Origin of the sequence: Brevundimonas fontaquae (genome assembly GCF_017086445.1) — a bacterium.
GTDB classification, from domain to species: domain Bacteria; phylum Pseudomonadota; class Alphaproteobacteria; order Caulobacterales; family Caulobacteraceae; genus Brevundimonas; species Brevundimonas fontaquae.
This window is the reverse complement of sequence record NZ_CP070968.1, coordinates 2,728,118-2,750,672: the sequence shown is the minus strand read 5'-3', so window position 1 is coordinate 2,750,672 and position 22,555 is coordinate 2,728,118. Positions and strand designations below refer to the sequence as shown.

General features: G+C 66.2%; 20 protein-coding genes. 12 read left to right on the top strand and 8 right to left on the bottom strand.

The window, feature by feature from the left end:
* Nucleotides 1-16 precede the first annotated feature (16 nt).
* The 5 genes from JX001_RS13465 to JX001_RS13445 form a co-directional block, all read right to left on the bottom strand.
* Nucleotides 17-2,065, bottom strand: coding sequence for a TonB-dependent receptor family protein (locus JX001_RS13465; protein ID WP_205681389.1), 2,049 nt, complete (start codon nucleotides 2,063-2,065; stop codon nucleotides 17-19).
* Nucleotides 2,066-2,133: 68 nt separating this feature from the next.
* Entirely contained in the window at nucleotides 2,134-2,520 is a 387-nt protein-coding gene (locus tag JX001_RS13460; protein WP_205681388.1) for a hypothetical protein, read from the bottom strand.
* Between the two features lie 49 nt (nucleotides 2,521-2,569).
* On the bottom strand, nucleotides 2,570-3,178 hold the full coding sequence (pth, locus tag JX001_RS13455; RefSeq protein ID WP_165115919.1) for an aminoacyl-tRNA hydrolase: 609 nt from the start codon (nucleotides 3,176-3,178) through the stop codon (nucleotides 2,570-2,572).
* A gap of 86 nt (nucleotides 3,179-3,264) precedes the next feature.
* Nucleotides 3,265-3,897, bottom strand: a complete 633-nt coding sequence (locus tag JX001_RS13450; protein WP_205681387.1) for a 50S ribosomal protein L25/general stress protein Ctc — start codon at nucleotides 3,895-3,897, stop codon at nucleotides 3,265-3,267.
* A gap of 145 nt (nucleotides 3,898-4,042) precedes the next feature.
* Complete coding sequence (locus JX001_RS13445; RefSeq protein WP_241004651.1) at nucleotides 4,043-6,331, bottom strand: ATP-binding protein; 2,289 nt, start codon at nucleotides 6,329-6,331, stop codon at nucleotides 4,043-4,045.
* 143 nt (nucleotides 6,332-6,474) lie between these two features.
* On the opposite strand from JX001_RS13445, the gene JX001_RS13440 reads away from it, so the two are divergent.
* From JX001_RS13440 to phoB, 6 genes are all read left to right on the top strand, one after another.
* Nucleotides 6,475-7,872, top strand: coding sequence for an ATP-binding protein (locus tag JX001_RS13440; protein ID WP_205681386.1), 1,398 nt, complete (start codon nucleotides 6,475-6,477; stop codon nucleotides 7,870-7,872).
* Between the two features lie 140 nt (nucleotides 7,873-8,012).
* Nucleotides 8,013-9,443 (top strand): phosphate ABC transporter permease subunit PstC, encoded by a 1,431-nt coding sequence (pstC, locus tag JX001_RS13435; protein WP_205681385.1) that lies wholly within the window; start codon nucleotides 8,013-8,015, stop codon nucleotides 9,441-9,443.
* Nucleotides 9,436-10,740 (top strand): phosphate ABC transporter permease PstA, encoded by a 1,305-nt coding sequence (gene pstA, locus JX001_RS13430; RefSeq protein ID WP_205681384.1) that lies wholly within the window; start codon nucleotides 9,436-9,438, stop codon nucleotides 10,738-10,740. The genes pstC and pstA overlap by 8 nt, the downstream gene beginning before the upstream one ends.
* 4 nt (nucleotides 10,741-10,744) lie before the next feature.
* Nucleotides 10,745-11,692, top strand: coding sequence for a phosphate ABC transporter ATP-binding protein PstB (gene pstB / locus JX001_RS13425; protein WP_205681383.1), 948 nt, complete (start codon nucleotides 10,745-10,747; stop codon nucleotides 11,690-11,692).
* 4 nt (nucleotides 11,693-11,696) lie between these two features.
* Nucleotides 11,697-12,422 (top strand): phosphate signaling complex protein PhoU, encoded by a 726-nt coding sequence (phoU, locus tag JX001_RS13420; protein ID WP_017505976.1) that lies wholly within the window; start codon nucleotides 11,697-11,699, stop codon nucleotides 12,420-12,422.
* Between the two features lie 20 nt (nucleotides 12,423-12,442).
* Entirely contained in the window at nucleotides 12,443-13,135 is a 693-nt protein-coding gene (gene phoB / locus JX001_RS13415) for a phosphate regulon transcriptional regulator PhoB (RefSeq protein ID WP_017505977.1), read from the top strand.
* A gap of 38 nt (nucleotides 13,136-13,173) precedes the next feature.
* Here the strand turns inward: phoB and JX001_RS13410 are convergent, their stop codons facing one another.
* Nucleotides 13,174-14,097, bottom strand: coding sequence for an Hsp33 family molecular chaperone (locus JX001_RS13410; RefSeq protein WP_205681382.1), 924 nt, complete (start codon nucleotides 14,095-14,097; stop codon nucleotides 13,174-13,176).
* A gap of 189 nt (nucleotides 14,098-14,286) precedes the next feature.
* Between JX001_RS13410 and JX001_RS13405 the strand changes: the two genes are divergently transcribed.
* From JX001_RS13405 to JX001_RS13395, 3 genes are all read left to right on the top strand, one after another.
* The gene (locus JX001_RS13405) at nucleotides 14,287-14,826 is read left to right on the top strand and encodes a hypothetical protein (protein ID WP_205681381.1); all 540 of its coding nucleotides are present in this window, start codon (nucleotides 14,287-14,289) and stop codon (nucleotides 14,824-14,826) included.
* Between the two features lie 121 nt (nucleotides 14,827-14,947).
* A complete protein-coding gene (gene serA, locus JX001_RS16515; protein ID WP_205681380.1) occupies nucleotides 14,948-16,840 on the top strand; it encodes a phosphoglycerate dehydrogenase in 1,893 nt (630 codons plus the stop codon).
* A gap of 114 nt (nucleotides 16,841-16,954) precedes the next feature.
* On the top strand, nucleotides 16,955-18,757 hold the full coding sequence (locus tag JX001_RS13395) for an autotransporter domain-containing protein (protein ID WP_205681379.1): 1,803 nt from the start codon (nucleotides 16,955-16,957) through the stop codon (nucleotides 18,755-18,757).
* A gap of 22 nt (nucleotides 18,758-18,779) precedes the next feature.
* Here JX001_RS13395 and JX001_RS13390 read toward each other — a convergent pair whose 3' ends face one another.
* Nucleotides 18,780-19,343, bottom strand: coding sequence for a GGDEF domain-containing protein (locus JX001_RS13390; protein WP_241004650.1), 564 nt, complete (start codon nucleotides 19,341-19,343; stop codon nucleotides 18,780-18,782).
* A gap of 183 nt (nucleotides 19,344-19,526) precedes the next feature.
* On the opposite strand from JX001_RS13390, the gene purE reads away from it, so the two are divergent.
* Both purE and JX001_RS13380 read left to right on the top strand, forming a co-directional pair.
* On the top strand, nucleotides 19,527-20,018 hold the full coding sequence (gene purE / locus JX001_RS13385) for a 5-(carboxyamino)imidazole ribonucleotide mutase (RefSeq protein ID WP_017505983.1): 492 nt from the start codon (nucleotides 19,527-19,529) through the stop codon (nucleotides 20,016-20,018).
* A complete protein-coding gene (locus JX001_RS13380) occupies nucleotides 20,019-21,101 on the top strand; it encodes a 5-(carboxyamino)imidazole ribonucleotide synthase (RefSeq protein WP_205681377.1) in 1,083 nt (360 codons plus the stop codon).
* 247 nt (nucleotides 21,102-21,348) lie between these two features.
* Here JX001_RS13380 and JX001_RS13375 read toward each other — a convergent pair whose 3' ends face one another.
* Entirely contained in the window at nucleotides 21,349-21,996 is a 648-nt protein-coding gene (locus JX001_RS13375; protein ID WP_205681376.1) for a COQ9 family protein, read from the bottom strand.
* 188 nt (nucleotides 21,997-22,184) lie between these two features.
* Between JX001_RS13375 and rpsU the strand changes: the two genes are divergently transcribed.
* A complete protein-coding gene (gene rpsU, locus JX001_RS13370; protein ID WP_026108547.1) occupies nucleotides 22,185-22,427 on the top strand; it encodes a 30S ribosomal protein S21 in 243 nt (80 codons plus the stop codon).
* Nucleotides 22,428-22,555 lie beyond the last annotated feature (128 nt).

Sequence of the window (22,555 nt, the reverse complement as noted above, 5' to 3'; positions counted from 1 at the left end):
TGAGGCGTCGCCAGACTCAGAACGCATAACGCAACCCCACATAGGCCGAACGTCCTTCGCCTGGCGTGAAGACATCCGCTGCCGCCGTGCGCGCGTCGGTGATCGCATTGGCGTTGGAGACGTACTTCTCGTCGGTCAGATTGCGAAGGTCTGCGAACAGCGACACCCCTCCTGGCAGATCGACGCCCGCGTTGAGCGAAAGTAGGGTGTATCCTGGATATTTCAGCTGATTGGCGTAGTCGACATAGATGTCCTGGGGCACCCATTCGACGGATGGCGCGATGAACCAGCCGGCGGGGTGTTCATACTTCAACTCCGCGCGATAGGCATGTTCGGGGATAATGGGCAGCCGGCCATCGCCATAGGTGGCATCGTCGTCGAAGAAGAAGTCTGACCAAGTGTAGGTCTGGCGCAAAGTCAGGCGTTCGCGGCCATTGTCGACCAACCTCCAATCCAATCCGGCTTCGATGCCCTGGTGCACCGTGTCCTCGGCGTTAAAGCTGAGAGGCGGATTGTTGGGGATGACGACGTAGTTCAGCAGTTCGCCTTCCAGATGAGAGCGATAGAGGGCGATGTCATAGCGAAACGCGCCGCGTTGGCCCCGCGCGCCAATCTCTGCGGTCCAGGCTTCCTGCTGATCGAGATCGACAAACTGGGGTACTGGCGTCTGCACGAGCTCCAGGAACGTCGGGGCCTCCACCGACTTCGTCACGTTCGCGTAAATTTGCGATCCGTCGGGCTGTTCCCACAGCAGGCCGACTCGGGGGGCAAACCAGTCATAGTCTCGCTGGGCGCTATTGGCCGGGACCAGATGGTTGTCGACGTCGCGCTCGGCTCGGCCCCAAGTGCCGCCCGCGATCAAGGCTAGCTGGTCGGTCACGAACAAGCGCCCCTCGGCGAAGACATCCATGCCCGTGGCATTCTGCAACGTGCTGCCGATTTGGAATCCGGGGTTGCCACCGCCGGTGTTGAGGAAGACTGCGCTGTCGTTGTCGCCTGTTCGGAAGTAGGCGCCGGCAAAGGCATCGGCTCGCAGCTCGCCCAACCGCCCAGCCCAGTCCAAACGCGAAAAGCCGCCCCAGAACCGATAGTCATTGTCCAGGACCACGGGCACGGGGTGGAACAGGTGTTTGTCGACTGCGTAAGCGCCAGCTTCGAACACCAACTCGTCCGTCAGTCGCCAGCGAGTCTGCGCCGTCACACGCACAGATTTGATGTTTCGGCCAAAATCCAGGTTGCGTACGAAGGGATCGGGATCGCGCGGCCTGTTCAGCGCCTTGTCCAACGTCTGGGTGCCCGAGATGTCCAGGTCCAGGTCGTTGGCTTGCACAATCAAACGCAGTTCACGGTCCTCGCCAAATTGACGCCCGATGTTCAGCGTCAGCCGCTTGCTGTCGGAATCTTGGTGGTCGAGGAAACCCTCGCTGCCTGACCATGTCGCGGCCGCGTAAATATCCCACGGGCCGAACTCACGCGCGATGGCTCCGTGTGCACGCCGCGTTTCGAAAGAGCCGCCCTCCAATCGGAGCAGATTAGAAAACGGCGCATTGCGGCCGGTCGGCGTAAGGACGTTTATGGCCCCGCCTAATGCAGCACCGCCGAAACGCAGGGCGTTGCCGCCCTTGTAGACTTCAAAATACCGCGCGACCAACGGGTCCAGTTCTTGGAAGTCGCCGAAACCGTCTGGCTGACTGAAGGGCACGCCATCCTGTGCCAGCAAGACGCCCCTGAGGTGCAGGCTCTGGCCGATGCCCGATCCTCGAATCGACAGACGGACTTCTTCGCCCCATCGCCGTTGAGCGAACACGCCGGGCACGGAGCGAAGTGTATCGGCGAATCCGAGTGCGTAGCGATCCTCATAGCTTTCTGAGGCGACGACGGCGACGGCCCCGGGCGTGCGAGACAAACGATCGCGAGCCTCAGCAACGACGGCGGGGTCATCTGGGTTACGCTGGCCCGTGACGATGACGCTATCGAGCTCCGTAGGCGTCTCCTGGGCAAAGGCGGGAGTGGCAAGGGCGGCGAGCAGCAGCGCGCAGGGCGCTGCGGTGGTCTTGAAGAACATGGATTGAACCTGAAATCAGAACGAGACGGCGCGCGGGCGTTGGGGCCGGCGCGGGCTTGGGGTCTGGTTCAGGCGTGGGGCGGGGCGGTGGACGGCGGACGCGGCGGCGCGCGCGCGGGCGGCGGCGGGCTGACGCTGGCGGCGACATAGACGACGCGCTCGACGGTGCGGACCACCCGCTCCTTTTCGGGCGCAGGCGGGCAGGGCAGGGCGGCGGCCAACGGCATGACGCAGGCGGCGCATTTGGCCCCGACGTGCTTGTTGACCGGGCCGTCCATACCGCCGGACTGGATCGTCTGGGGGCCTTCCGCCGAACAGATTACCAGCGGATGGCCCGGCTGAACCGCCGCCAGGGCCGCGAACGGCAGCAGGGTGCCGAGCACGAGCGCGAACACCGCCGCCAGGAAGGCGAGCGATTGCGAGATCGACCAATTGTCGGCCTGGGCGCGGGGCACGTCTGGCCTCTACGGCGTTTTGCGACGGCGCGATAGGCGGCGGTTTGTTCTAAAGCTCGCCGCGCGCGGCCTGGCGCGGGCTGAACTTGGGCGCGGGGGCCAGGCGCATGACCTCGCCCTGATAGCGTTCGTCATCGCCCGCCACCGCGAAGGGCAGGGCGTCGGCGCAGGCTTGCAGCATGGCGTCCAGCCAGGGCTGTTCCGCCTTGTGGAAGTCGCCCAGGACGTGGGGCATGACCAGTTCCTTTTCGCCCGGATGGCCGATGCCCATGCGGGCGCGTCGGAAGTCGGCGCCCAGGTGGCTGATCAAGGAGCGGATGCCGTTCTGTCCCGCCGCGCCGCCGCCGGTCTTCATGCGGAACCGGCCGGGGGCTAGGTCGATTTCGTCGTGAAAGACAATGATCTCGCTCGGCTTGATCTTGTAGAACCGCGCCGCCTCGCCGACCGCCCGACCGCTTTCGTTCATATAGGTCTGGGGCTTCATCAGCAGGACCTTGGTCCCATCGACCAGACCCTCGCTGACGATCGACTGGAACTTGGCGCGCTCGGGACCGAACCGCCACCGGCGCGCGATCTCGTCGGCGGCCATGAAGCCGATGTTGTGCCGGTTCTTTTCGTATTTCCCGCCCGGATTGCCGAGCCCCGCGATGATGATCATGGCGTCCTCTTGCCGTTTGCGTCAGGCAAAGAAAAGCCCCGCACGGCGAACCGGGCGGGGCGTGATCTTGTCGAAGCGACGAAGGATCAGTCTTCGGTCTTCTCGACCGGAGCCGCTTCGGCGTCGGCGGCTTCGTCGGCGGCGGCCGACAGAGCAGCCGAGGACACCTTGATCGTGGCGATCACGAAGTCGCGGTCGGTGATGGTGGCTTCCGCGCCCTTGGGCAGGGTGATGTCCGAGATGCGGATGGTGTCGCCCATCTGCGACTTGGCCAGGTCGACGACCAGTTCTTCCGGAATCTGATCGGCGCGAACCAGGATTTCGACGGCGTGACGGACGACTTCCAGCGAACCGCCCTGGCGGGCGAAGGGCGCTTCGTCGGCGTTCAGGAAGTGCACCGGCACTTCGATCTTGACCGGGGCCTTCTCATCGACGCGCATCAGGTCGAAGTGCAGGGGGCGGTCCGAAACGGGGTCGAACTGCACGTCCTTGGCGATGACCGGCTGGGTCTCGTCGCCGTACTTCAGGGTCACCAGGTGGCCCAGCAGCTTGCCGGTGTAGAGCGACTTGCGGAAGTCCTTCTCGTTCACCGAAATGGCGACGGGGGCTTGCTCGCCGCCGTAAAGGACGCCCGGCACGAAACCGGCGCGACGCGCAGCGCGAGCGCCGCCGGTGCCGACGCCATCGCGGACGTCCACGTTCAGAATGATCTCGGCCATGTGGCTCGCCTCAACAACAACGGAAACGCCGCGCCAACCCGGGGCTCTCGCGGCGGGGGTGATGAACCCTCGAATTCAAGAGCGCGGGCTATTACACGCATCAGGTCCGAGGCGCAACCGTCAAAGGTTCCGCTTCAGGAACGGGTCAGGCCGCTTTCGCGCAATCCGCCAGCAAGGAGGCCGGCGAAGCCACGATGCCCAACAGTTCGGCGGCGTTGAACGGTTTTGCCAGATGGTGGTCGGCGCCCGCCGCCCGCCCTGCGGCGACGTGCTCTGGCATGGCGTTGGCGGTCAGCATGACGATTGGCGTACGATCCAGACCCATGGTCGCCTCGTGCAGGCGAATCTCCTGCGTCGCCGTCAGTCCGTCCATGATCGGCATCTGCATGTCCATCAGCACCAGGTCGAACGCCGCGCTTCGGAAGGCCTCGAGCGCCTGCGCGCCATCTTCTGCGATGACGATCTGCGCGGGGGTCTGGGCGAGGATGAGCTCGATGACGCGACGATTGGTCGGATGGTCGTCCGCCACCAAAACCCGCACCGGCCGCTCCTGAGCGGCGACGGCGGGTTGCCGCGCCGATTGTTCCCTCGCCATCGGCGGCTGGGCCGGCCTCAACGGAAGGGTCAGGATGAAGGCCGCACCCGAGCCGGGCTCGCTTTCGCAGTCGAGATCGCCGCCCATCATTTCCGCGAGCTGGCGACAGATGGACAGACCCAGGCCCGACCCGCCGAACCTGCGCGTGATTCCCCCATCCGCCTGCTCGAATCGGCTGAACAGACGCGCGCGGGTCGCGGCGTCGAATCCGATGCCGCTGTCTTCTACGGTGAAGCGCAGAACCGGCGATCCGTCTCGATCTACGCCGCTCTGCACGACCAGGCCGACGAAACCCTTGCTGGTGAACTTAACGGCGTTCGAGATCAGGTTGGTCAGCACCTGTTTCAATCGCACCGCGTCGCCCAAAATCCAGACGTCGTCTTCCAGATCGATGTCGACGTGGAAGTCGAGGTGCTTCTCACGCGCATTCTCGGCATACAGTTGCGCCGCCTCGCGCACGGCCGTCGCCAGTTCGAAAGCGTCTTCGGTAAGCTCCAGCTTGCCCGATTCCACGCGGGCCAGATCCAGAATGTCGCTGAGCAGGGTCTGCAGCGTCTTTCCCGACGCCTGCATCAGATCCAGCATTTCGCGCTGCTCTTGCGTCAGGTCGGTCTTGGACAGCGCCTGCGACAGGCCGATCACGCCGTTCAGGGGCGTACGAATCTCGTGGCTCATATTGGCCAGGAACTGGCTCTTGGCGACATTGGCCGATTCGGCGGCGTCACGCGCCTCGGCCAAAGCCTGGGCGTCGCGTTTCAGATCTGTGATGTCGCTGCAGACGGTGACCGTGCCGCCTTCGGAGGTGCGCCGGTCCTGAATCCGCAGCCAGCGTCCTCCGGTGACCTGCTGCTCGATGCTGGAGGACAACTGCCGACGCGCCTTTATGCGTTCGTTCAGCCATTCCTCTTCACGGCCCGCCGCCTCTGGGTAGCGGCCTTCGTCTATGCCGATCCGCAGCGCTTCACGGAAAGTAAGGCCGACGATCAGGTAGGGTTCCAACTCGGGGTTCACTTCGGCGTAGCGCGCGTTCCATAGCACCAGCCGATCCCTGGAATCATAGAAGCCCAGACCGTCCGGCATGGCGTCCACTGCTTCGCGAATGCGGCGAAGCGAGGTGGTGGCCGACCGAAGGTCCATGACGGCCAAGGCGACGCCGACTCCGCAGATCAACAGCAGGATCGAGCCCAGGAGGATTTTTACGGCTCCGCTCGACAGGCCTTGATGGTTGGCGATCGAGAAATCGGGCGAGACATTGATCGCGGCCATGCCGACGAAATGAAGAACGATCACTGTCGCCGAAAGACATGCGGCAGTGATGATCAATCTGACGGGGCCTCCCCGACGATAGAAGAAGGCGGTCGGGCAGCCGATCGCAAGGGCGGCGATGATCGATGCTGCGACGAGGCCTGGGTCCCAACTGATGTGCGCCGGCGCCCGGATCGCCGCCATGCCGAGGTAGTGCATGGCGCCCACGCCAACGACGGCGACGACGGCCGCCAGCATGCGCCACTGCGGTCCCCTGCCCAGCATGGTGGAGCCGATCGTCAGGGCGATCATGGCGAGAGCCACCCCAAGCGAGGCCAATGTCAGACCCGTGTCGTAGCGCACTGGAACGCCGGCGACGAAACCCTGCATGGCGATGAAGTGGGTCGCCCAGATCGACAAGGCGCCGATAATGACCGCTAAAATGACGGAGCGGCGGCGTCGCGCGGGATCGCGTGTTCTCATACGCTGCATGACGCGAGTCGCGACGAGGAGGCCCCCCATGCAGATCAGAGCGGCGAACAGAGTGATCCGCCAATCGTGATCGTGCGCAATGCAATGGATGATGCGGTCCACGAGGCCTCCCTTGGCGACATCCTGGCTGAAAATCCTAAAGAAACCGTGCGGCAAAGCTAAAGAACGCCCTGGCTGTCGACGCGCCGTCATGAAATCCGTGCAAGGATCGGAAATCACTTTCAGATGCAGGTCGGCCTGACGCCATGCCTTATGAAGTCTCGCCTTCGCCCGTCGCACCGATCTCCACTTCGCGGTTATGGACTGTCGGCGCCAGCATAGGCATCGCCATCGCGACGCTGCTGGTGCTGGCGATTTTGCATCCTCAACTGGCCGATTGGTTGGTTGGCGGCGCGGTGGTCGTGGCGGCTTCCGCCTGGCTGCTGAACATGGGCGAGCCATCGCTGGCGGCTCCGGTTGCGAACGACAGCGCTGCGACCGAGCCCGCCATCGATATGGTGGCGGGCGATCTTCTCGACCGGGTGTTCGAGGCGCTGGACGATCCGGTGCTGGTGGTCAGCGGCGGCGAGCCGGACGACATCGCCGGGCGACGCATTGTCATGGCGAACGCGGCTGCGCGCGAGCTTCTGCGCATCCAGCGCCAAGGCGCTTTGCTGGTTCAGGTGATCCGTGAACCGGGCGTGCTTGAGGCGGTTGACGAGGCCCTGTTCGGCGGGACGGCGCGAACCACGGATTATGCGACGGGCGGTCAGCGCGACCGACGTTGGCGCGCCTGGACCCGGCCGCTCTCACTCGAAGAGTCAGGCAAGGCCGGGTCGGAGCTGGCCCTGCTGATCCTGCGCGACGAAACGGACTCGCGCCGCATCGAGATGATGCGCGTGGACTTTCTGGCCAACGCCAGCCACGAACTGCGCACGCCCTTGGCCTCGCTCAGCGGTTTCATCGAGACCCTGAAGGGCCATGCCCGTGAGGACGTGGTCGCGCGGGACCGCTTCCTGGACATCATGTCGGCCCAGGCGGACCGGATGGGGCGGCTGGTCGCGGATCTGCTGTCGCTCAGCCGGATCGAACTGAACGAGCATATTCCGCCCTCTGGCCGCGTCGATCTGGACCGCGCCGCCTCCGACGTGGTCGACGCCATCAGCGTTCTGACGCGCGAAAAGGAGATCGCCATCGCCCTGGATCAGGGGGAGGCAAGGGCGTCGATCAGCGGCGACCGGGACGAGATATTGCAGGTGGTGCAGAACCTGCTCGACAACGCCGTCAAATATTCGTCACGCAACGGCACGGTCGAAATCTCGGTGCGTTCGGACCTGTCGTTCGACGAGGCCTGGGCCTCGCGCATGCCTGGCGCGACACGACTGCCGCTGGTCACGCCAGACCGCACGGCGGGCGTCTCCTACGCCGCCGTCACGGTGCGCGATCATGGGCCCGGTATGGCGCGCGAACACCTGCCCCGCCTGACCGAGCGCTTCTATCGGGTCGAGGGTCAAAAGAGCGGCGAGCGGCAGGGGACGGGGCTGGGTCTGGCCATCGTCAAACACATCATCAACCGTCACCAAGGCGGTCTGGTGGTCGAAAGCGCGCCGGGCATGGGCGCGGCCTTCACCGCCTGGTTTCCCCAGCCGGTCGAGCGACGCTGAGGGCGCGACGGGCGGTCGCTGTCACCCAACTGTCATCGACCCGTCGTAATCCGCTGACCATTCGCAGGCAGTAGTCGCGCCGCGTTGGTCCCGATGTTCAGGACCGTCGTCGATTCGCGCACGGCGCTTCGGACTTCTGAATGATCTGGATTTATCTGCTGATCCTCGTCGCCTTGAGTGCGGCCGCCTTCTTCGGCGGACGTACGTTGGCGCGTCGTCGTGCGATCGGCGCAAAGCCCCATTCCCGCCCCGGCCAGCACGGCGCCTATGCGCTGATCTGGGTCGCCGCGCCGGCGCTGCTGGTCTTGATCCTGGCCTCGGTTTTCGCCGCCCCGCTTCAGCGTCAGCTGACGGCCGCCGGCACGCCTGATGCAGTCGCGGCGCTAGAGCCGTTCCGCCGCGACGCCTTCTTCGCCGACGCCCACCGCGTGGGTCGCGGAGAAGCCGCGCTGCAGATCTGGGAACGCCCGCTGGCCGAACAGCTGCCGGTCGAGGCGCGCCGCATGGTTCGCATCGAACGCACTCTGTCGTGGGGCGGCGGCGTCGCCGCCATCCTGGCCGCCATCTTGGGCGGCCTGTTCGCCCTGACGCAGATCAAGCCTCAGACGCGCGCTCGCAACCGGGTCGAGGGCTGGATTTACGGCGCCCTGTTCGTCTGCTCGGCCATCGCCGTCCTGACGACCCTGGGCATCATCGCCTCCCTGGCCTTCGACAGCTTCCGCTTCTTCCAGAAGGTGCCGGTTCTCGACTTCCTGTTCGGCACGCAATGGAGCCCGCAGATCGCCATCCGCGCCGATCAGGTCGGGTCCTCGGGCGCCTTTGGGGCCGTGCCGCTGTTCGCCGGCACCTTGCTGATCATGGTCATCGCCATGTGCGTCGCTGCGCCCATCGGCCTGCTGTCGGCTATCTATCTGTCGGAATACGCCGGCCGCACGACCCGCGCGGTGATCAAGCCGCTGCTGGAGATCCTCGCCGGCGTGCCGACCGTCGTTTACGGCTTCTTCGCCGCCCTGACCGTCGGGCCGTTGCTACGGGTCTTCTTCAACGAGATCGGCCTCTTCCTGATCGGCGGACCGCTGGACGGGCTGGGTCAATACCTGGCTCTGGTTCAGAACCAGATGGCCCTGACGGCCGGCGCGGTGATGGGCATCATGCTGATCCCGTTCGTGTCGTCCCTGTCCGACGACATTCTGAACGCCGTGCCCCAGTCGCTGCGTGACGGCTCGTTCGCCATGGGTGCGACCAAGTCCGAGACGGTGAAGCGGGTTCTTCTGCCCGCCGCGCTGCCGGGCATCGCCGGCGCCCTGCTGCTGGCCGTGTCGCGCGCCATCGGCGAGACCATGATCGTGACCATGGCCGCAGGCCTGGCCGCCAACCTGACCTTCAATCCGCTGGACACCGTCACCACCGTCACCGTGCAGATCGTGACCCTGCTGACCGGCGACCAGGAGTTCAACAGCGCCAAGACGCTGTCCGCCTTCGGCCTGGGCCTGACCCTGTTCCTGGTGACGCTGATGCTGAACATCATCGCCCACCGGATCGTGCAGACCTATCGGGAACAATATGACTGACGCGACCCCCGATCAGATCGCCGGCGCGGCCGCCAAGGGACGTCTCGACCGCCTGCGTGCAGGCCTCAAGCGTCGCCACGCCAGGGAAACGCGCTTCAAATGGTATGGCCGCCTGGCCATCGCCGCCGCCATGCTGTTCCTGGCCGTGCTGCTGGTCCGCATCGTCGAGCAGGGCCACACCGCCTTCTACACCCACACCGTCACCGTGCCGGTCTTCATGGACCCGGCGCGCGTGGACCGCGCCTATCCCCAGGGCTCCAACTTCGAGCAACTGGCCGCCGAGCAGCAGCTGGCCCGCATGGGCATTCAGGACGACGCGGCCGGGACCAAAGCCGCGCAGATGAAGCGGCTGTTCTCATCTGAGCTGAAGTTCGTCGCCGCCGATCTGGTCGCCAAGCGCAGCGAAGTCATCGGCGAGACCGTGCCCCTGGCCGTGCCGCTGTCCGATGACGCCGATCTGTATCTGAAGGGCGAAATCTCCAGGGAGACGCCCGAGGATCAGCGCCGCCTGACCGACCAGCAGATCGCCTGGCTGGATCGGATGCAGACCGAAGGCGTGATCGGCTCGCACTTCAACACCGCCCTGTTCACAAACGGCGATTCGACGCAGCCGGAACTGGCGGGCGTCCTGGGCGCCGTGGTCGGTTCGGCCCTGATGCTGATGGTCACGGCGCTGATCGCCATTCCGCTGGGCGTCGGCGCGGCCATCTGGCTGGAAGAGTTCGCGCCCAAGAACAAGCTGACCGACATCATCGAGGTCAACATCAACAACCTCGCGGCCGTGCCGTCGATCGTTTACGGCCTCTTGGGTCTGGCCCTGTTCATCAACTGGATGCATCTGCCGCGCGCCAGTCCCATCGTCGGCGGTCTGGTCCTGGCCCTGATGGCCCTGCCGACCCTGGTCATCGCCACCCGTTCGGCGCTGAAGGCCGTGCCCCCGTCGATCCGCGAGGCCGCCCTGGCCATGGGCGCATCCAAGACCCAAACGGTGTTCAGCCACGTCCTGCCGCTGGCCATGCCCGGCGTCATGACCGGCGCCATCATCTCGATGGCTCACGCCCTGGGCGAGACCGCGCCGCTGCTGCTGATTGGCATGGTCAGCTTCGTGCCGGGCGTGCCGCACGCCATCGACCAGCCGGTCGGGGCGCTGCCCTCGCTGATCTACATCTGGGAGAACGCCTCGGAGCGGGCCTTCCACGAACGCACCGCTGCGGCGATCATCGTCCTGCTGGTCTTCATGATCATCATGAACGCGGCGGCCATCATCCTGAGGCGGCGCTTCGAGCGTCGGTGGTAAGAGAATGAAATTCCGTATTTTCCGCTCCGCCGAGGACCAGACCGGCGCCGGCTCGGTCGATCCGACCGAAGCGCCGCGCATGGGCGGTCAGATCCTGCCCGAAATCGCCCCGTCCAAGGGTGCCGCCGCCGAACCGCGTGTCGAAGACGCCACGCCCCGGTCGGGCTCCGCTGTGGTCGACAACCCGCCTGTCGGTCCGATCAAGATCGCCGCGCGCGACGTCTCGGTCTTCTACGAGGGCAAACAGGCGCTCTATGACGTCTCATTGGATATTCCGGACAAGACCGTCACGGCCCTGATCGGCCCGTCGGGCTGCGGCAAGTCCACCTTCCTGCGGACCATGAACCGCATGAACGACACCATCGCCGGGGCCAAGGTCACGGGCCGCATCGCCATGGACGGCGAGGACATCAATGACCGCTCCATCGATCCGGTGCTGCTGCGCGCCCGCGTCGGCATGGTGTTCCAGCGTCCGAACCCCTTCCCGAAATCGATCTACGAAAACGTCGCCTACGGACCCAAGATCCACGGTCTGGTGTCGTCCAAGGCCGAGATGGACGAGGTCGTTGAAAAGGCACTCAAGCGCGCTGGCCTGTGGGAAGAGGTCGCCGACCGCCTGCAATCGTCGGCCATGGGTCTGTCAGGCGGCCAGCAGCAGCGTCTGGTCATCGCCCGCGCCATCGCCGTGAACCCCGAAGTCATCCTGATGGACGAACCCTGCTCGGCGCTGGACCCCATCGCCACGGCGCGGATCGAGGAGCTGATTGACGAACTGCGCGAGCGGTTCTGCATCGTCATCGTCACCCACTCGATGGCCCAGGCCGCGCGTGTGTCGCAACGCACCGCCTTCTTCCACATGGGCCGTCTGGTCGAAACCGGGGATACGGAAGACATCTTCCAGAATCCGCGCGAACGGCGCACGCTCGACTACATCACGGGACGCTTCGGCTAATCCGATGAACCAGCACACCGTCAAAGCCTATGGCGACGAACTGAACCAGATCACGGCCGAGATCGCCCGCATGGGCGGCCTGGCCGAGGCCCAGGTTGCGGACGCCATCGATTCCGTCGCCCGGCGCGACATCGCTCTGGCCCGCGCCGTGGTGGAACGCGATCTGAAGCTGGATGCCCTGCACCGCGATATCGAGAAGAAGGCGATCCGCCTGATCGCCCTGCGCCAGCCGGTCGCCAGCGACCTGCGCCGCACCTTGGGCGCCATGAAGATCGCCACCGATTTGGAGCGCACAGGCGACCTGGCCAAGAATATCGCCAAGCGCGCGCTGATCCTGGCCGAAGCCCAACCGATGCAGCCCCTGACCCGTTCGATCGAGCGGATGGGACGGCTGGTCTCGACCCGCCTGCGCGATGTGCTGGACGCCTATACGGCCTCGGAACTCGATCGCGCCGTCGCCGTCTGGCAGACCGACGACGAAGTCGACGAGCACTACAATGCCCTGTTCCGCGAACTGCTGACCTACATGATGGGCGATCCGCGCACGATCGGCGCCTGCACCCATCTGCTCTTCATGGCCAAGAACCTGGAGCGGATCGGCGACCACGCGACCAACATCGCCGAGACCGTCCACTACGAGATCACGGGCGAAGACATCGTGGGCGAACGCCCGCGCGCCCAACCCACGGCTGAGGATTCCGATCCGACGCCGAACCTTTCGACGCACTGACCCGAGACCGGAGACCCGACGTGCAGCCCTATATCCTTGTGATGGAAGACGAGGACGCGCTGGCGACCCTTCTTCAGTACAATCTCGAAAAGGAAGGCTACGACGTCGCCGTCGCCGCCGACGGCGAGGAGGGCATGCTCCAGATCGACGAGCGTCTGCCCGATCTGGTGCTGCTGGACTGGATGCTGCCCAAGCTGTCGGGCATCGAGGTCTGCCGTCGCATTCGCGGCAAGGCCGAGACCCGCAACCTGCCGATCATCATGCTGACGGCGCGCGGGGAGGAGAGCGACCGGGTTCGCGGTCTGGACACCGGCGCCGACGACTATCTGACCAAGCCCTTTTCGATGGTGGAGCTGATCGCGCGCATCCGCGCCGTCCTGCGCCGCATCCGTCCGGGTCTGGCCGACGACCGTTTGAACCACGGCGACATCGTCGTGGATCGCGTCTCGCACCGGGTGAAGCGCAACGGCAAGGAGGTCCATCTGGGCCCGACCGAGTTCCGACTGCTCGACCACTTCATGCAGCACCCCGGCCGGGTGTTCAGCCGCGAGCAGCTGCTGGACGCGGTCTGGGGCTCGGACGTCTATGTCGAGGCCCGCACGGTGGACGTGCACGTCGGGCGCCTGCGCAAGGCCCTGGCCATCGCCGACGAAAGCGCCAACCCCATCCGCACGGTCCGCTCGGCGGGCTATTCGCTGGATTTGGAAGGCTGAGATAGGAAAGGGCGGCTCCCGGAGCCGCCCTTTGCAATTCAGATTTGCTCTGCGACCACTTCGTCGGGGTCCAGCGCATAGACCGTGGCGCAGTATTCGCAGGTGACGCGGATCTTGCCGTCGTCCTCCAGCATCTCGGCGCGCTCGGCCGGATCGAAAGAGGCCAGGACCGAGGTGATCCGTTCGCGCGAGCAACGGCACACGGCCGTCAGTTCTCGCGCGCCCTCCAGCCGCACGCCGTCCTCGTGGAACAGGCGGAACAGCAGCGTCTCGGGCGAGATCGTCGGATCGACCAGTTCGTCATCGCCCAGCGTGCCGAACAGGGCCCGCGTGCGGTCCCACACCTCTTCGGTCGAACCGCGCGCCTCGTCGCCGGCGATGATCTGGATCATCGCCCCGCCGGCGCGCCACTGCGATCCGGCCTCGGTCTGAACCTGGCCGACGGCCAGACGCACCTTGGTCGGCACCTGTTCCGACTGCTGGAAATAGTGTTCGGCGGCCAGCGACAGGCTTTCGCCCTCGATCGGCGTGATCCCTTGGGTGCGCTCGAAGTCCGGGCCGCGATCCAGCGTCATGATGAAGACGCCCTGGCCCAGCAGCGATCGGGCGCCGGGCCGGGCGAACCCCTGCGACGCCTCGGCCACCTCGGCCTCGTCGTAGCGGCAATAGCCGCGCAGCGACCCGTCGGTGCCGTAGTCGGCGACGACATAGCGCACGGGGCCGTCGCCCTGGGCCTGGACCAGCAGGCGACCCTCGAACTTCAGGCTGGAGCCGATTAGGGCGGCCAGCGCGCAGGCCTCGCCCAACAGGGCGGCGACCGGCTCGGGATAGGCGTGGGCGGCCAGGATCTTGTCGATGGTCGCGCCCAGGCGAACCAGGCGACCGCGCACGGGCCAGCCTTCGATCTGGAAGGCGGCGGCCAGATCGTCGGAAACGGGAGTGTTGGGCGCGTGATCGGTCACGGCGAGGTCCTTTGGGGCGTCATTTCGGGATCGCGGCTATGTAGGCGCCCGCAGCCGGCTTGATAAGGGGGGGCTAATCCGCCCGGTCTGGGGGAGGGCGACGGAACCGATTTCGGCGCGGATCGCTCTTTTGGCTCAAGCGGAGCCGTCGCTCCGTTCATGACGCCAATAACTGAAGAGGTTCCGCCGATGATCCGCGACATCGATCCGATCGAAGAGATTCGCAAACACCCCGGCATCACCGCCGGCAGCCTCCTCGCAGTCGCGCTCGGCGCTGTCGCCGTCGTCTATCTGACGCAACGCAGCGGCCCCACCCGTTACCAGCGCATCAAGTCGCGTATCGACCCGCGCGGCTGGGTCGATACGTCTGAACTGCGCGACCGTTTCCACGACGCCGTCGACGCTTTCCGCCACCGGGCCGAGGATGTCGGTGAACGCGCCGGCGCGATTTCGCGCGACGCCCGCCACCGCGCCGCAGACACCGCCTATGACGTGCGCGACCGCGCCGATGACTGGTTCCGTTCGGCCCGCAAGGACGGCAAGAAGGCGCTGAAGAAGCATGGCAAGACGGCGCGCCGCTACGCTGACGACGCCGGTCAATATGCGCGTGACCACGCCCGCGAAGGCGGAGCGCTGCTGGCGGTGGCGACCATCGCCGCCGCCGTCGGCGCAGCGGTGCTCGAAAGCCGTCGTCCGGACAGCCACGTGCGTCGCATCGCGCGCTTCTGATATTTTTGTGCCGCTCGTCCGGTGAAAATCGCGACGGGCGGCAAACTTTTAGCGCATCTGCCCACAGTGAGCAGCATCGCTCGGCTTTGCCGCAGGCGCGAAGGCCGCTAAGACGCCGCCCATGAGCGCGCGCCCCACCCTGATCTTCGACTTCGATTCGACCCTGGTCGATTTCGAGACCCTTGAGGCCTTGGCCGACATCGCCCTGGCGGACGCGCCGGGCGCATCCGACACGCGCGCCCAGATCGCCGCCCTGACAGATCAGGCCATGGCTGGAGAGATCGAATTCGGCGAGGCTTTGCGCCGCCGTCTGGCGCTGTTGCCGCTGACCCGCGCCCACGTCGCCGCCTTGGCCCAGAGCGCGTCGGACCACCTGACGGCGTCGGTGCGGCGCAACCTGAACTTCTTCCAGCAGAACAAGGGCAAAGTCGTCATCCTCTCCGGCGGCTTCCGCGATGTGATCGCGCCCGTCGCCGAAGAGCTGGGCGTCTCTCCCGATCGCGTGCTGTGCAACGACCTGATCTATGATGCCGACGACCGCGTGGTGGGCGTGGACGACGCCAACCCTTTGTCGCACGCCAACGGCAAGCCGACCGCCATTCACAGCCTGAACCTGTCGGGTCGCGTCGTCATGGTGGGCGACGGCTGGAACGACGCTGAGGTCAAGATCGCGGGCGCCGCCGACGCCTTCTACGCTTTCACCGAGGTCGTGCGCCGCGCGCCGGTGGTCCAGGTCGCCGACGCCGAGGCCGCGTCGCTCGACGAGGTGCTGCATGCCGAAGGCCTGGTCGGCCGCTGGTCCTTCCCGCGCAGCCGCATGAAGATGTTGCTCCTGGAAAACATCCACCCCGCCGCCGTGGAGCGGCTGGAAGAGGCGGGCTATTCGGTCGAAACCCAGAAGGGCGCGCTGGACGAGGACGATCTGATCGCGGCCATCAAGGGCGTCCATGTCCTGGGCATCCGCTCCAAGACCACGGTCAGCCGTCGCGTGCTGGAACAGGCCGATCGCCTGATGGCCGTCGCGGCCTTCTGCATCGGCACCAACCAGATCGACCTGGACGCGGCGTCGGATCACGGGGTGGCGGTGTTCAACGCCCCCTATTCGAACACCCGCTCGGTGGTCGAGCTGGCCATCGGCCTGATGATCGTCCTGATGCGCGACGTGGCGGACAAGTCCTCGGCCATGCACGTCGGCAAGTGGAACAAGTCGGCCACCGGCTCAAAGGAGCTGCGCGGCAAGACCCTGGGCATCGTCGGCTACGGCGCCATCGGCAGCCAGCTTTCCGTCCTGGCCGAAAACCTGGGGATGCGGGTGCTGTTCTATGACCTCTCCGAACGCCTGGCCCTGGGCAATGCACGCCGCATGCGCTCGCTGGACGCGCTTCTGGCCGAAAGCGACGTAGTCACCCTGCATGTCGATGGCCGCAAGGAGAACGCTGACATCTTCGGTGCGGCCCAGTTCGGCCGGATGAAGGAAGGCGCGTTGTTCCTGAACCTGGCGCGCGGCCATGTGGTCGATGTCGGCGCCCTGTCCCAAGCGATCGGCTCAGGCCGGGTCGCCGGCGCCGCCGTCGATGTCTTCCCCGAAGAACCGCGTACCAACGCCGACCCGTTCGAGAGCCCGCTTCAGGGCCTGCCCAACATGATCCTGACGCCGCACATCGGCGGCTCGACCGAAGAGGCGCAGGAGGCCATCGCCGAGTTCGCGGCCGAGCGCCTGCTGGGCTATCTGAACCGGGGCGACACGACCTTCAGCGTCAACCTGCCCAACGTCCAGCTTTCCGAAGTTTCGGGCGCGCACCGCATCCTGCACATCCACAGGAACCAGCCGGGCGTGCTGGCCGAACTGAACCGCGCCCTGGCCTCGGCGGGCCTGAACATCCTGGGCCAGCACCTGAAAACGGACGAGCGCACGGGCTATGTCATCACCGACGTGGACCGCGATTACGATCCAGAGGCGCTGCGCGAACTCAAGACGGTGCCGGGCACGCTGAAGTTCCGCACGTTGCAGTGATACGTCGCTCGCAAATATCTTCTCAAAGCTGACCTCGCGGCATCTTGCGCTCTGCGCGAACTGGCGCATCCTCACGTCGAACGGCCGCGCAACGACGGCTGCGGGAGGAATTTCATGTCACGCTTCATCACCGGCGGCGCCGTCGCCGCTCTGGCGCTCGCCGCCTGCGCTTTTGCCGGCTCGGCCTCGGCCCAGACCTACAACCGTCTCGTCGTCTTCGGCGACAGCCTCAGCGACAACGGCAACCTGTTTCTGATCTCGGGCGGGACCCAGCCGCCGTCGCCGCCCTATGCGCGCCGCTTCTCGAACGGGCCGACCTTCGTTGAACTGCTGGGCTTCAACGCCGCCAACTTCAACGGCTCGGTGACGGGCAGCATCAACTACGCCTTCGGCGGCTCGCGCACCGACGCCTCGGCCGGCGTGCCGTTCGGCATGCTGAACCAGCTGTCGCGCTACACCGCTGCGGGCGGCCGGTTCAGCGCGACCGATCTGGTCAGCGTCCTGGGCGGCGCAAACGACATCTTCCAGGGTCTGCCCGCCGCCGGCCTCACCACCAATCCGGTTGCCGCCATCACCCCTGTCGCCACTACAGCTGCCACTAACGTCAACACGCTGGTCAACACCGTGGCGGGCGCCGGCGCCGGGACCATCCTGGTCACCAACCTGCCCAAGCTCAGCCTGACGCCTCTCTTCCGCGGCCAGAAGGCGGCGCCGCTGGCCGACTATGCGGTGACCACCTTCAACACGGCGCTACAGGCCAATCTGACCGCCACCGCCGCCGCGCGTCCAGACAGCAACATCATCATGATGGACCTGTTCAAGGTCAGCGACACGCTGGCCGCCAATCCAGGGCTGTTCGGCATCACCAATATCACTGAGAAGTGCTTCAACGGGGTTACGGTTTGCGCGAACCCCGACAGCTATTTCTACTTTGACGATGTCCACCCGACCGCGGCGGGCCACCGGATCATCGCCCAGCTGGCGACAGACTACCTCTACTACGGCGACATCGGCGCTCAATCGACCCTGCAGGGCGAGACGGCCTATCGTCACCGCGAGGATGCTTTGGACGCCGCGGGCGAGGCCCTGTCGGGCCGTCAACCGTGGGAGGCCGGCGTCTCCGTCACCACCTCGGCCCTGATCGACAGCGTCGACACCGACGCGCGCGGCTCGGTCACCAGCTCGTCCAGCGACGGCTGGGGCGCCCGTATCGCGCTTGAGGCCGGCCCTTCGGCCAACTGGCGCTTCGGGCTGGCCGGCACGGCGCGCAACACCGACGTCGAAAGCCAGGCGCTGCAGTTCAACGTCGAAAGCTTCGGCCTGGACGTCTATGGCGGCTGGCGCTCGGGCGATTTCTTCGTCAACGCCGCCGTCGGCGTGGCGCGCGACAACATCGACGACATCAAACGCACCACCAGCCTGGCGCCGATCGTCCACACCGCCGAAACCCGCGCGCTCAGCAGCGGCGCGCGTCTGCAGGGCGGCATGTGGTTCGACATGGGCGGCGTCGCCCTGTCGCCCCGTGCGGCCCTGGCCTATGTGTCCAGCGACGTGGACGGCTATTACGAACAGGGCGTCGGTGCCCAGTATCAATACGGCGATCGCACTGTGAAGGCTCTGACCGGCGAGGTCGCCCTGCGCGCCGAGGCTGAAATGGGCAGCTTCGGCCTGTTCGCCGAGGGCGGCTACCGCGACGCCCTGGACGACAGCTCCGATCCGGTGCGCGTCGGTCTCTACAACAACCCGGCCCAGGTGCTGTCGCGCGAGATCGACGATCCGTTCGGCGGCCAGTTCCTGGCCTCGGCCGGCGTGGAGGGGGCGGTCGGCCCGGTCAAGGTGACGGTCGGCTATCGCGGCCGCTTCGGTGACCACGCCGACAGCCACATGGGCGGCATTCAGCTGAAACTGCCGCTTTAAGCGGCAGGGGCGGGAAGGGGCCTCAGCGCCCCTTCTTCCTCACCCACATGGCGGCGTCGGCCTCGGTCAGCCAGACCTCGGCGTCGGTATGGCCGTCCCAGGCGCGCACCCCGAACGAGCCGCCCAGTTCGGTCTTCCGGCCGTCCCAGACGAAGCCTTCGGTCTTCAGCGCCTCGGCCAGCTGACGCGCCTTGGCCCGGCCCTCTTCATAGCCCGCGTGCAACATCAGCAGGGCGAACTCGTCTCCGCCCAGTCGGCCGACTGCGTCCGACTCGCGCAGATTGGCCAGGAACAGCTCGGCCACTGCGACCAGGGCCGCATCACCGGCCGCATGGCCCAAGCTGTCGTTGACGCTCTTGAACCCGTCCATGTCCAGATACAGCAGCACCGCCGGCACTCCGTGCCGCTGGCAATAGGCCATGGTCCGCTGCATGGCCGTGATGAAGCCGCGCCGGTTCAGGGCGGGCGTCAGCACATCGTGGTCGGCGGCGGCCTCGGCGGCCGCGGCGCGCGTCTTCCACGCTTCCAGCTCGACGCGCAGGCGCGCGATCTCGGCGGTCAGGTCGTGTTCGGCCACGTCGGTCACGGCGCAGGGATGGCTCCGAAGGCGCGACTCAGTCTGCGTCGCGCGGTCGAACGATGGTAGAGCGTGATCCGTCGACATTGAAGGCCGACATTACGGGCCGACGCGGCTGAAATCACGGTGTTGCGGTTGCGGGCGTCACCCGCGTGCTGTAACCGGCGCCTTTCCGCGAGGGGCCTTGCAGACATGGCGACTTCCGAAACCCCGGTGGCGATCATCATGGGCAGCCGGTCCGACTGGCCGACCATGAAGCTGGCCGCCGATCGCCTGGATCAACTGGGCGTCGCCTGGGACGCCAAGGTCGTCAGCGCCCACCGCACGCCCCAACGCCTGGTCGATTTCGCCACGGGTGCCAAGGCCGCCGGATACAAGGTCATCATCGCCGGGGCAGGGGGCGCCGCCCATCTGCCGGGCATGGCCGCCTCTATGACCGAACTGCCGGTGCTGGGCGTGCCGGTCCAGTCCAAGGCGCTGAAGGGCATGGATAGTCTGCTGTCGATCGTTCAGATGCCGGCTGGCGTTCCGGTCGCCACCCTGGCCATCGGCGAGGCGGGCGCCGCCAACGCCGGCATCCTGGCCGCCCAGATCCTGGCCCTGTCGGACGAGGCATTGGCCGGACGCCTGGCCGCCTTCCGCGCCGCCCAGACCGAATCCGTCGCAGAAACCGTCGAGGACTGAGTGCCTGATCTTCCGCTTCCCCCCGGTTCGACCCTCGGCATCATCGGCGGAGGCCAGCTGGGCCGGATGCTGAGCCAGGCCGCCTCGCGCCTGGGCTTCGACGTCGTGATCCTGGACCCTGAAGCCGACAGCCCGGCCGGCCGGGTTTCGGCGCGCCAGATCGTCGCCGCCTATGACGACCCCAAGGCCCTGTCGGCGCTGGGTCGCGCCGCCGATGTCGTCACCTTCGAGTTCGAGAACGTGCCGGCCGAATCCATCGAGCGTCTGGCCGAGGCCGGCGCCCTAGTCGCGCCGGGACCGACGGCGTTACGCGTGTCGCAGGACCGGGTGGACGAAAAGACCTTCCTGAACGCCGTCGGCGCCCCGACGGTCGCCTTCGCCGTCGTCGACACGCTGGACGACTTGGTCGTCGGCCTGACCGAACTGGGCCTGCCCGCCCTCTTGAAGACCCGCCGCGAAGGCTATGACGGCAAGGGGCAGGTCTGGATCCACGCCATCGAGGACGCGCCCGCCGCCTTGGAAAGCCTGGGCGGTCGTCCGGCCATCCTGGAGGCCAAGGCGACCTTCGTGCGCGAACTGTCGGTCATCGCCGCCCGCGACTGGGACGGCCATATGGCGGTTTATCCGCTGGGCGAGAACCGCCACGAAGGCGGCGTTCTGCGCACCACCCTGGCCCCCGCCGCCGTGGACGAGAAAACCCAAGTTCGCGCCCGCGCCATCGCCGAGGCGATCCTGGATGGTCTGGACTACGTCGGCGTTCTGGGCGTCGAGCTGTTCGACCTCGGAGACGACGTGCTTCTGGTCAACGAGATCGCTCCGCGCGTTCACAACACCGGTCACTGGACCCAGGACGGCTGTGTCTGCGACCAGTTCGAACAGCATATCCGCGCCGTCGCCGGCTGGCCGCTCGGCCCCACGACGGCCCACGCCCGCATCGAAATGACAAACCTGCTGGGCGACGAGGTCGAGGACTGGCGCAAGCTGTCGGCCAAGTCCGACGAACGCCTGCACCTCTACGGCAAGGCCGAGGCCCGCCCCGGCCGCAAGATGGCGCATGTGAACCGGGTGCTGAGCGTCGTCTGATCAGCCGACCTTGGTCGCTTCACACCGCACGACATTGAACGCGCCGTTGGGAATTGGTTTGCTCTCGACCCAACAGATCTTTGGCTTCACTCGTGACGGCGGCTCTTGGAAAGAAAGTGCGCCCAAAAGCGCCGACCCTGCCAAAACGCCTACGCCACTCAAGGCAATAGTCTTTCGCATCCCACACCCTCCGTTGAAACGAAGGGTCGCATTGGTTGTGCTTTTCGGCAACCTTGACGCGTTCGCCTTACGCCCGCGCCCCATACCGCACGCGGCTCAGCACATCCGTCACCTTGCGGAACGGCGCTTCGAAATCCTTGCCCGCCTTCCACTTCTCGAAGGCCATGACGTTCTCGATCCGCCGCGCGACGAAGGCCTCCGCCGCTTCGCGTCCGTCGAACCAGCGCAGGGTCAGGGCGGGAATCAGGATGCCCGACAGGATCGTCCGCTTCGAATAGTGATTCCAGTCGGTCGCCTCGTCCCCGGCCCAGCGCCACAGATGATCCGCGCTCTCCCAAGCCAGTTTCAGCCCCAGATCGGCGTTGACGGGCAGGGCCAGGAAGGCGGCGCAGCGACGCGTGGCCTCCAGATGCGCGGCGCCGGCCTCCATCCGCTCGGACACGGCGCGGGCGATTCGCTCGCGAATCTTCAGCGATCTGGCGTCGATTTCACCCAGAGCCGCCAGCGCTCGCGCATCGTGGCGGCGCGACAGCAGGGCCGCCAGATCGCGCGCGCCGTTGGGCAGCAGCAGTTCCTCGTCGCCCTGCGACAGGCCGCACGCCTCGCAGGCTTCGCGCACCAGACGCGCATTCCAGCCCAGGGCGGGCGCGCGGGCGATGGCGGCGTCCAGCACGGTCTGTTCGGTCCGGTCGGCCCAGTCTGTCGTCTCGGTCATAAGGGCGATCATACGCCGGTCGTCATGGCGTTTCGAGCCTTGAAGAATGGTCGCGACGATCTGGACAGAAGGAGGCGGCTCGTGTATCAGCGCGCCTTCATCCGAGAGCCCGGCTGTCGGAAGACGATTTTATTTTGTTCGCCCGTCTCCCTCACAGGACGCGGCGGGCGGCCAAAGGAGAGTTTAACCTGGTTCAGATTTTCGTTCGCGACAACAACGTCGACCAAGCGCTCAAAGCCCTGAAGAAGAAGATGCAGCGCGAGGGCAGCTTCCGTGAAATGAAGCGCCACGTGCACTTCGAGAAGCCCTCGGAAAAGCGCGCCCGTCAAAAGGCCGAAGCCATCCGTCGCGCCCGCAAGCTGGCGCGCAAGCGCATGCAGCGCGAGGGCCTGCTGCCCGCGCCGAAGCCGCGCGTTCCCGGCGGTCGTTAAGACCCCGGCGAAAGCCGAAAGATTTAAGGCCGCTTCCTTCGGGAAGCGGCCTTTTTCTTTGCGTTTCGTTTCTGCGGAGTGTTGTGGAGCACTCTTGAAGTCCGACAGAAGAAGCGCCGCGCCACCTC

Bases quoted from the DNA above. Each gene is read 5' to 3' on its own strand.
- JX001_RS13465 (WP_205681389.1), bottom strand. From the start codon at position 2,065: ATGTTCTTCAAGACCACCGCAGCGCCCTGCGCGCTGCTGCTCGCCGCC.
- pth (WP_165115919.1), bottom strand. From the start codon at position 3,178: ATGATCATCATCGCGGGGCTCGGCAATCCGGGCGGGAAATACGAAAAG.
- JX001_RS13450 (WP_205681387.1), bottom strand. From the start codon at position 3,897: ATGGCCGAGATCATTCTGAACGTGGACGTCCGCGATGGCGTCGGCACC.
- JX001_RS13440 (WP_205681386.1), top strand. From the start codon at position 6,475: ATGCCTTATGAAGTCTCGCCTTCGCCCGTCGCACCGATCTCCACTTCG.
- pstC (WP_205681385.1), top strand. From the start codon at position 8,013: ATGATCTGGATTTATCTGCTGATCCTCGTCGCCTTGAGTGCGGCCGCC.
- pstA (WP_205681384.1), top strand. From the start codon at position 9,436: ATGACTGACGCGACCCCCGATCAGATCGCCGGCGCGGCCGCCAAGGGA.
- pstB (WP_205681383.1), top strand. From the start codon at position 10,745: ATGAAATTCCGTATTTTCCGCTCCGCCGAGGACCAGACCGGCGCCGGC.
- phoU (WP_017505976.1), top strand. From the start codon at position 11,697: ATGAACCAGCACACCGTCAAAGCCTATGGCGACGAACTGAACCAGATC.
- JX001_RS13405 (WP_205681381.1), top strand. From the start codon at position 14,287: ATGATCCGCGACATCGATCCGATCGAAGAGATTCGCAAACACCCCGGC.
- serA (WP_205681380.1), top strand. From the start codon at position 14,948: ATGAGCGCGCGCCCCACCCTGATCTTCGACTTCGATTCGACCCTGGTC.
- JX001_RS13395 (WP_205681379.1), top strand. From the start codon at position 16,955: ATGTCACGCTTCATCACCGGCGGCGCCGTCGCCGCTCTGGCGCTCGCC.
- purE (WP_017505983.1), top strand. From the start codon at position 19,527: ATGGCGACTTCCGAAACCCCGGTGGCGATCATCATGGGCAGCCGGTCC.
- JX001_RS13375 (WP_205681376.1), bottom strand. From the start codon at position 21,996: ATGACCGAGACGACAGACTGGGCCGACCGGACCGAACAGACCGTGCTG.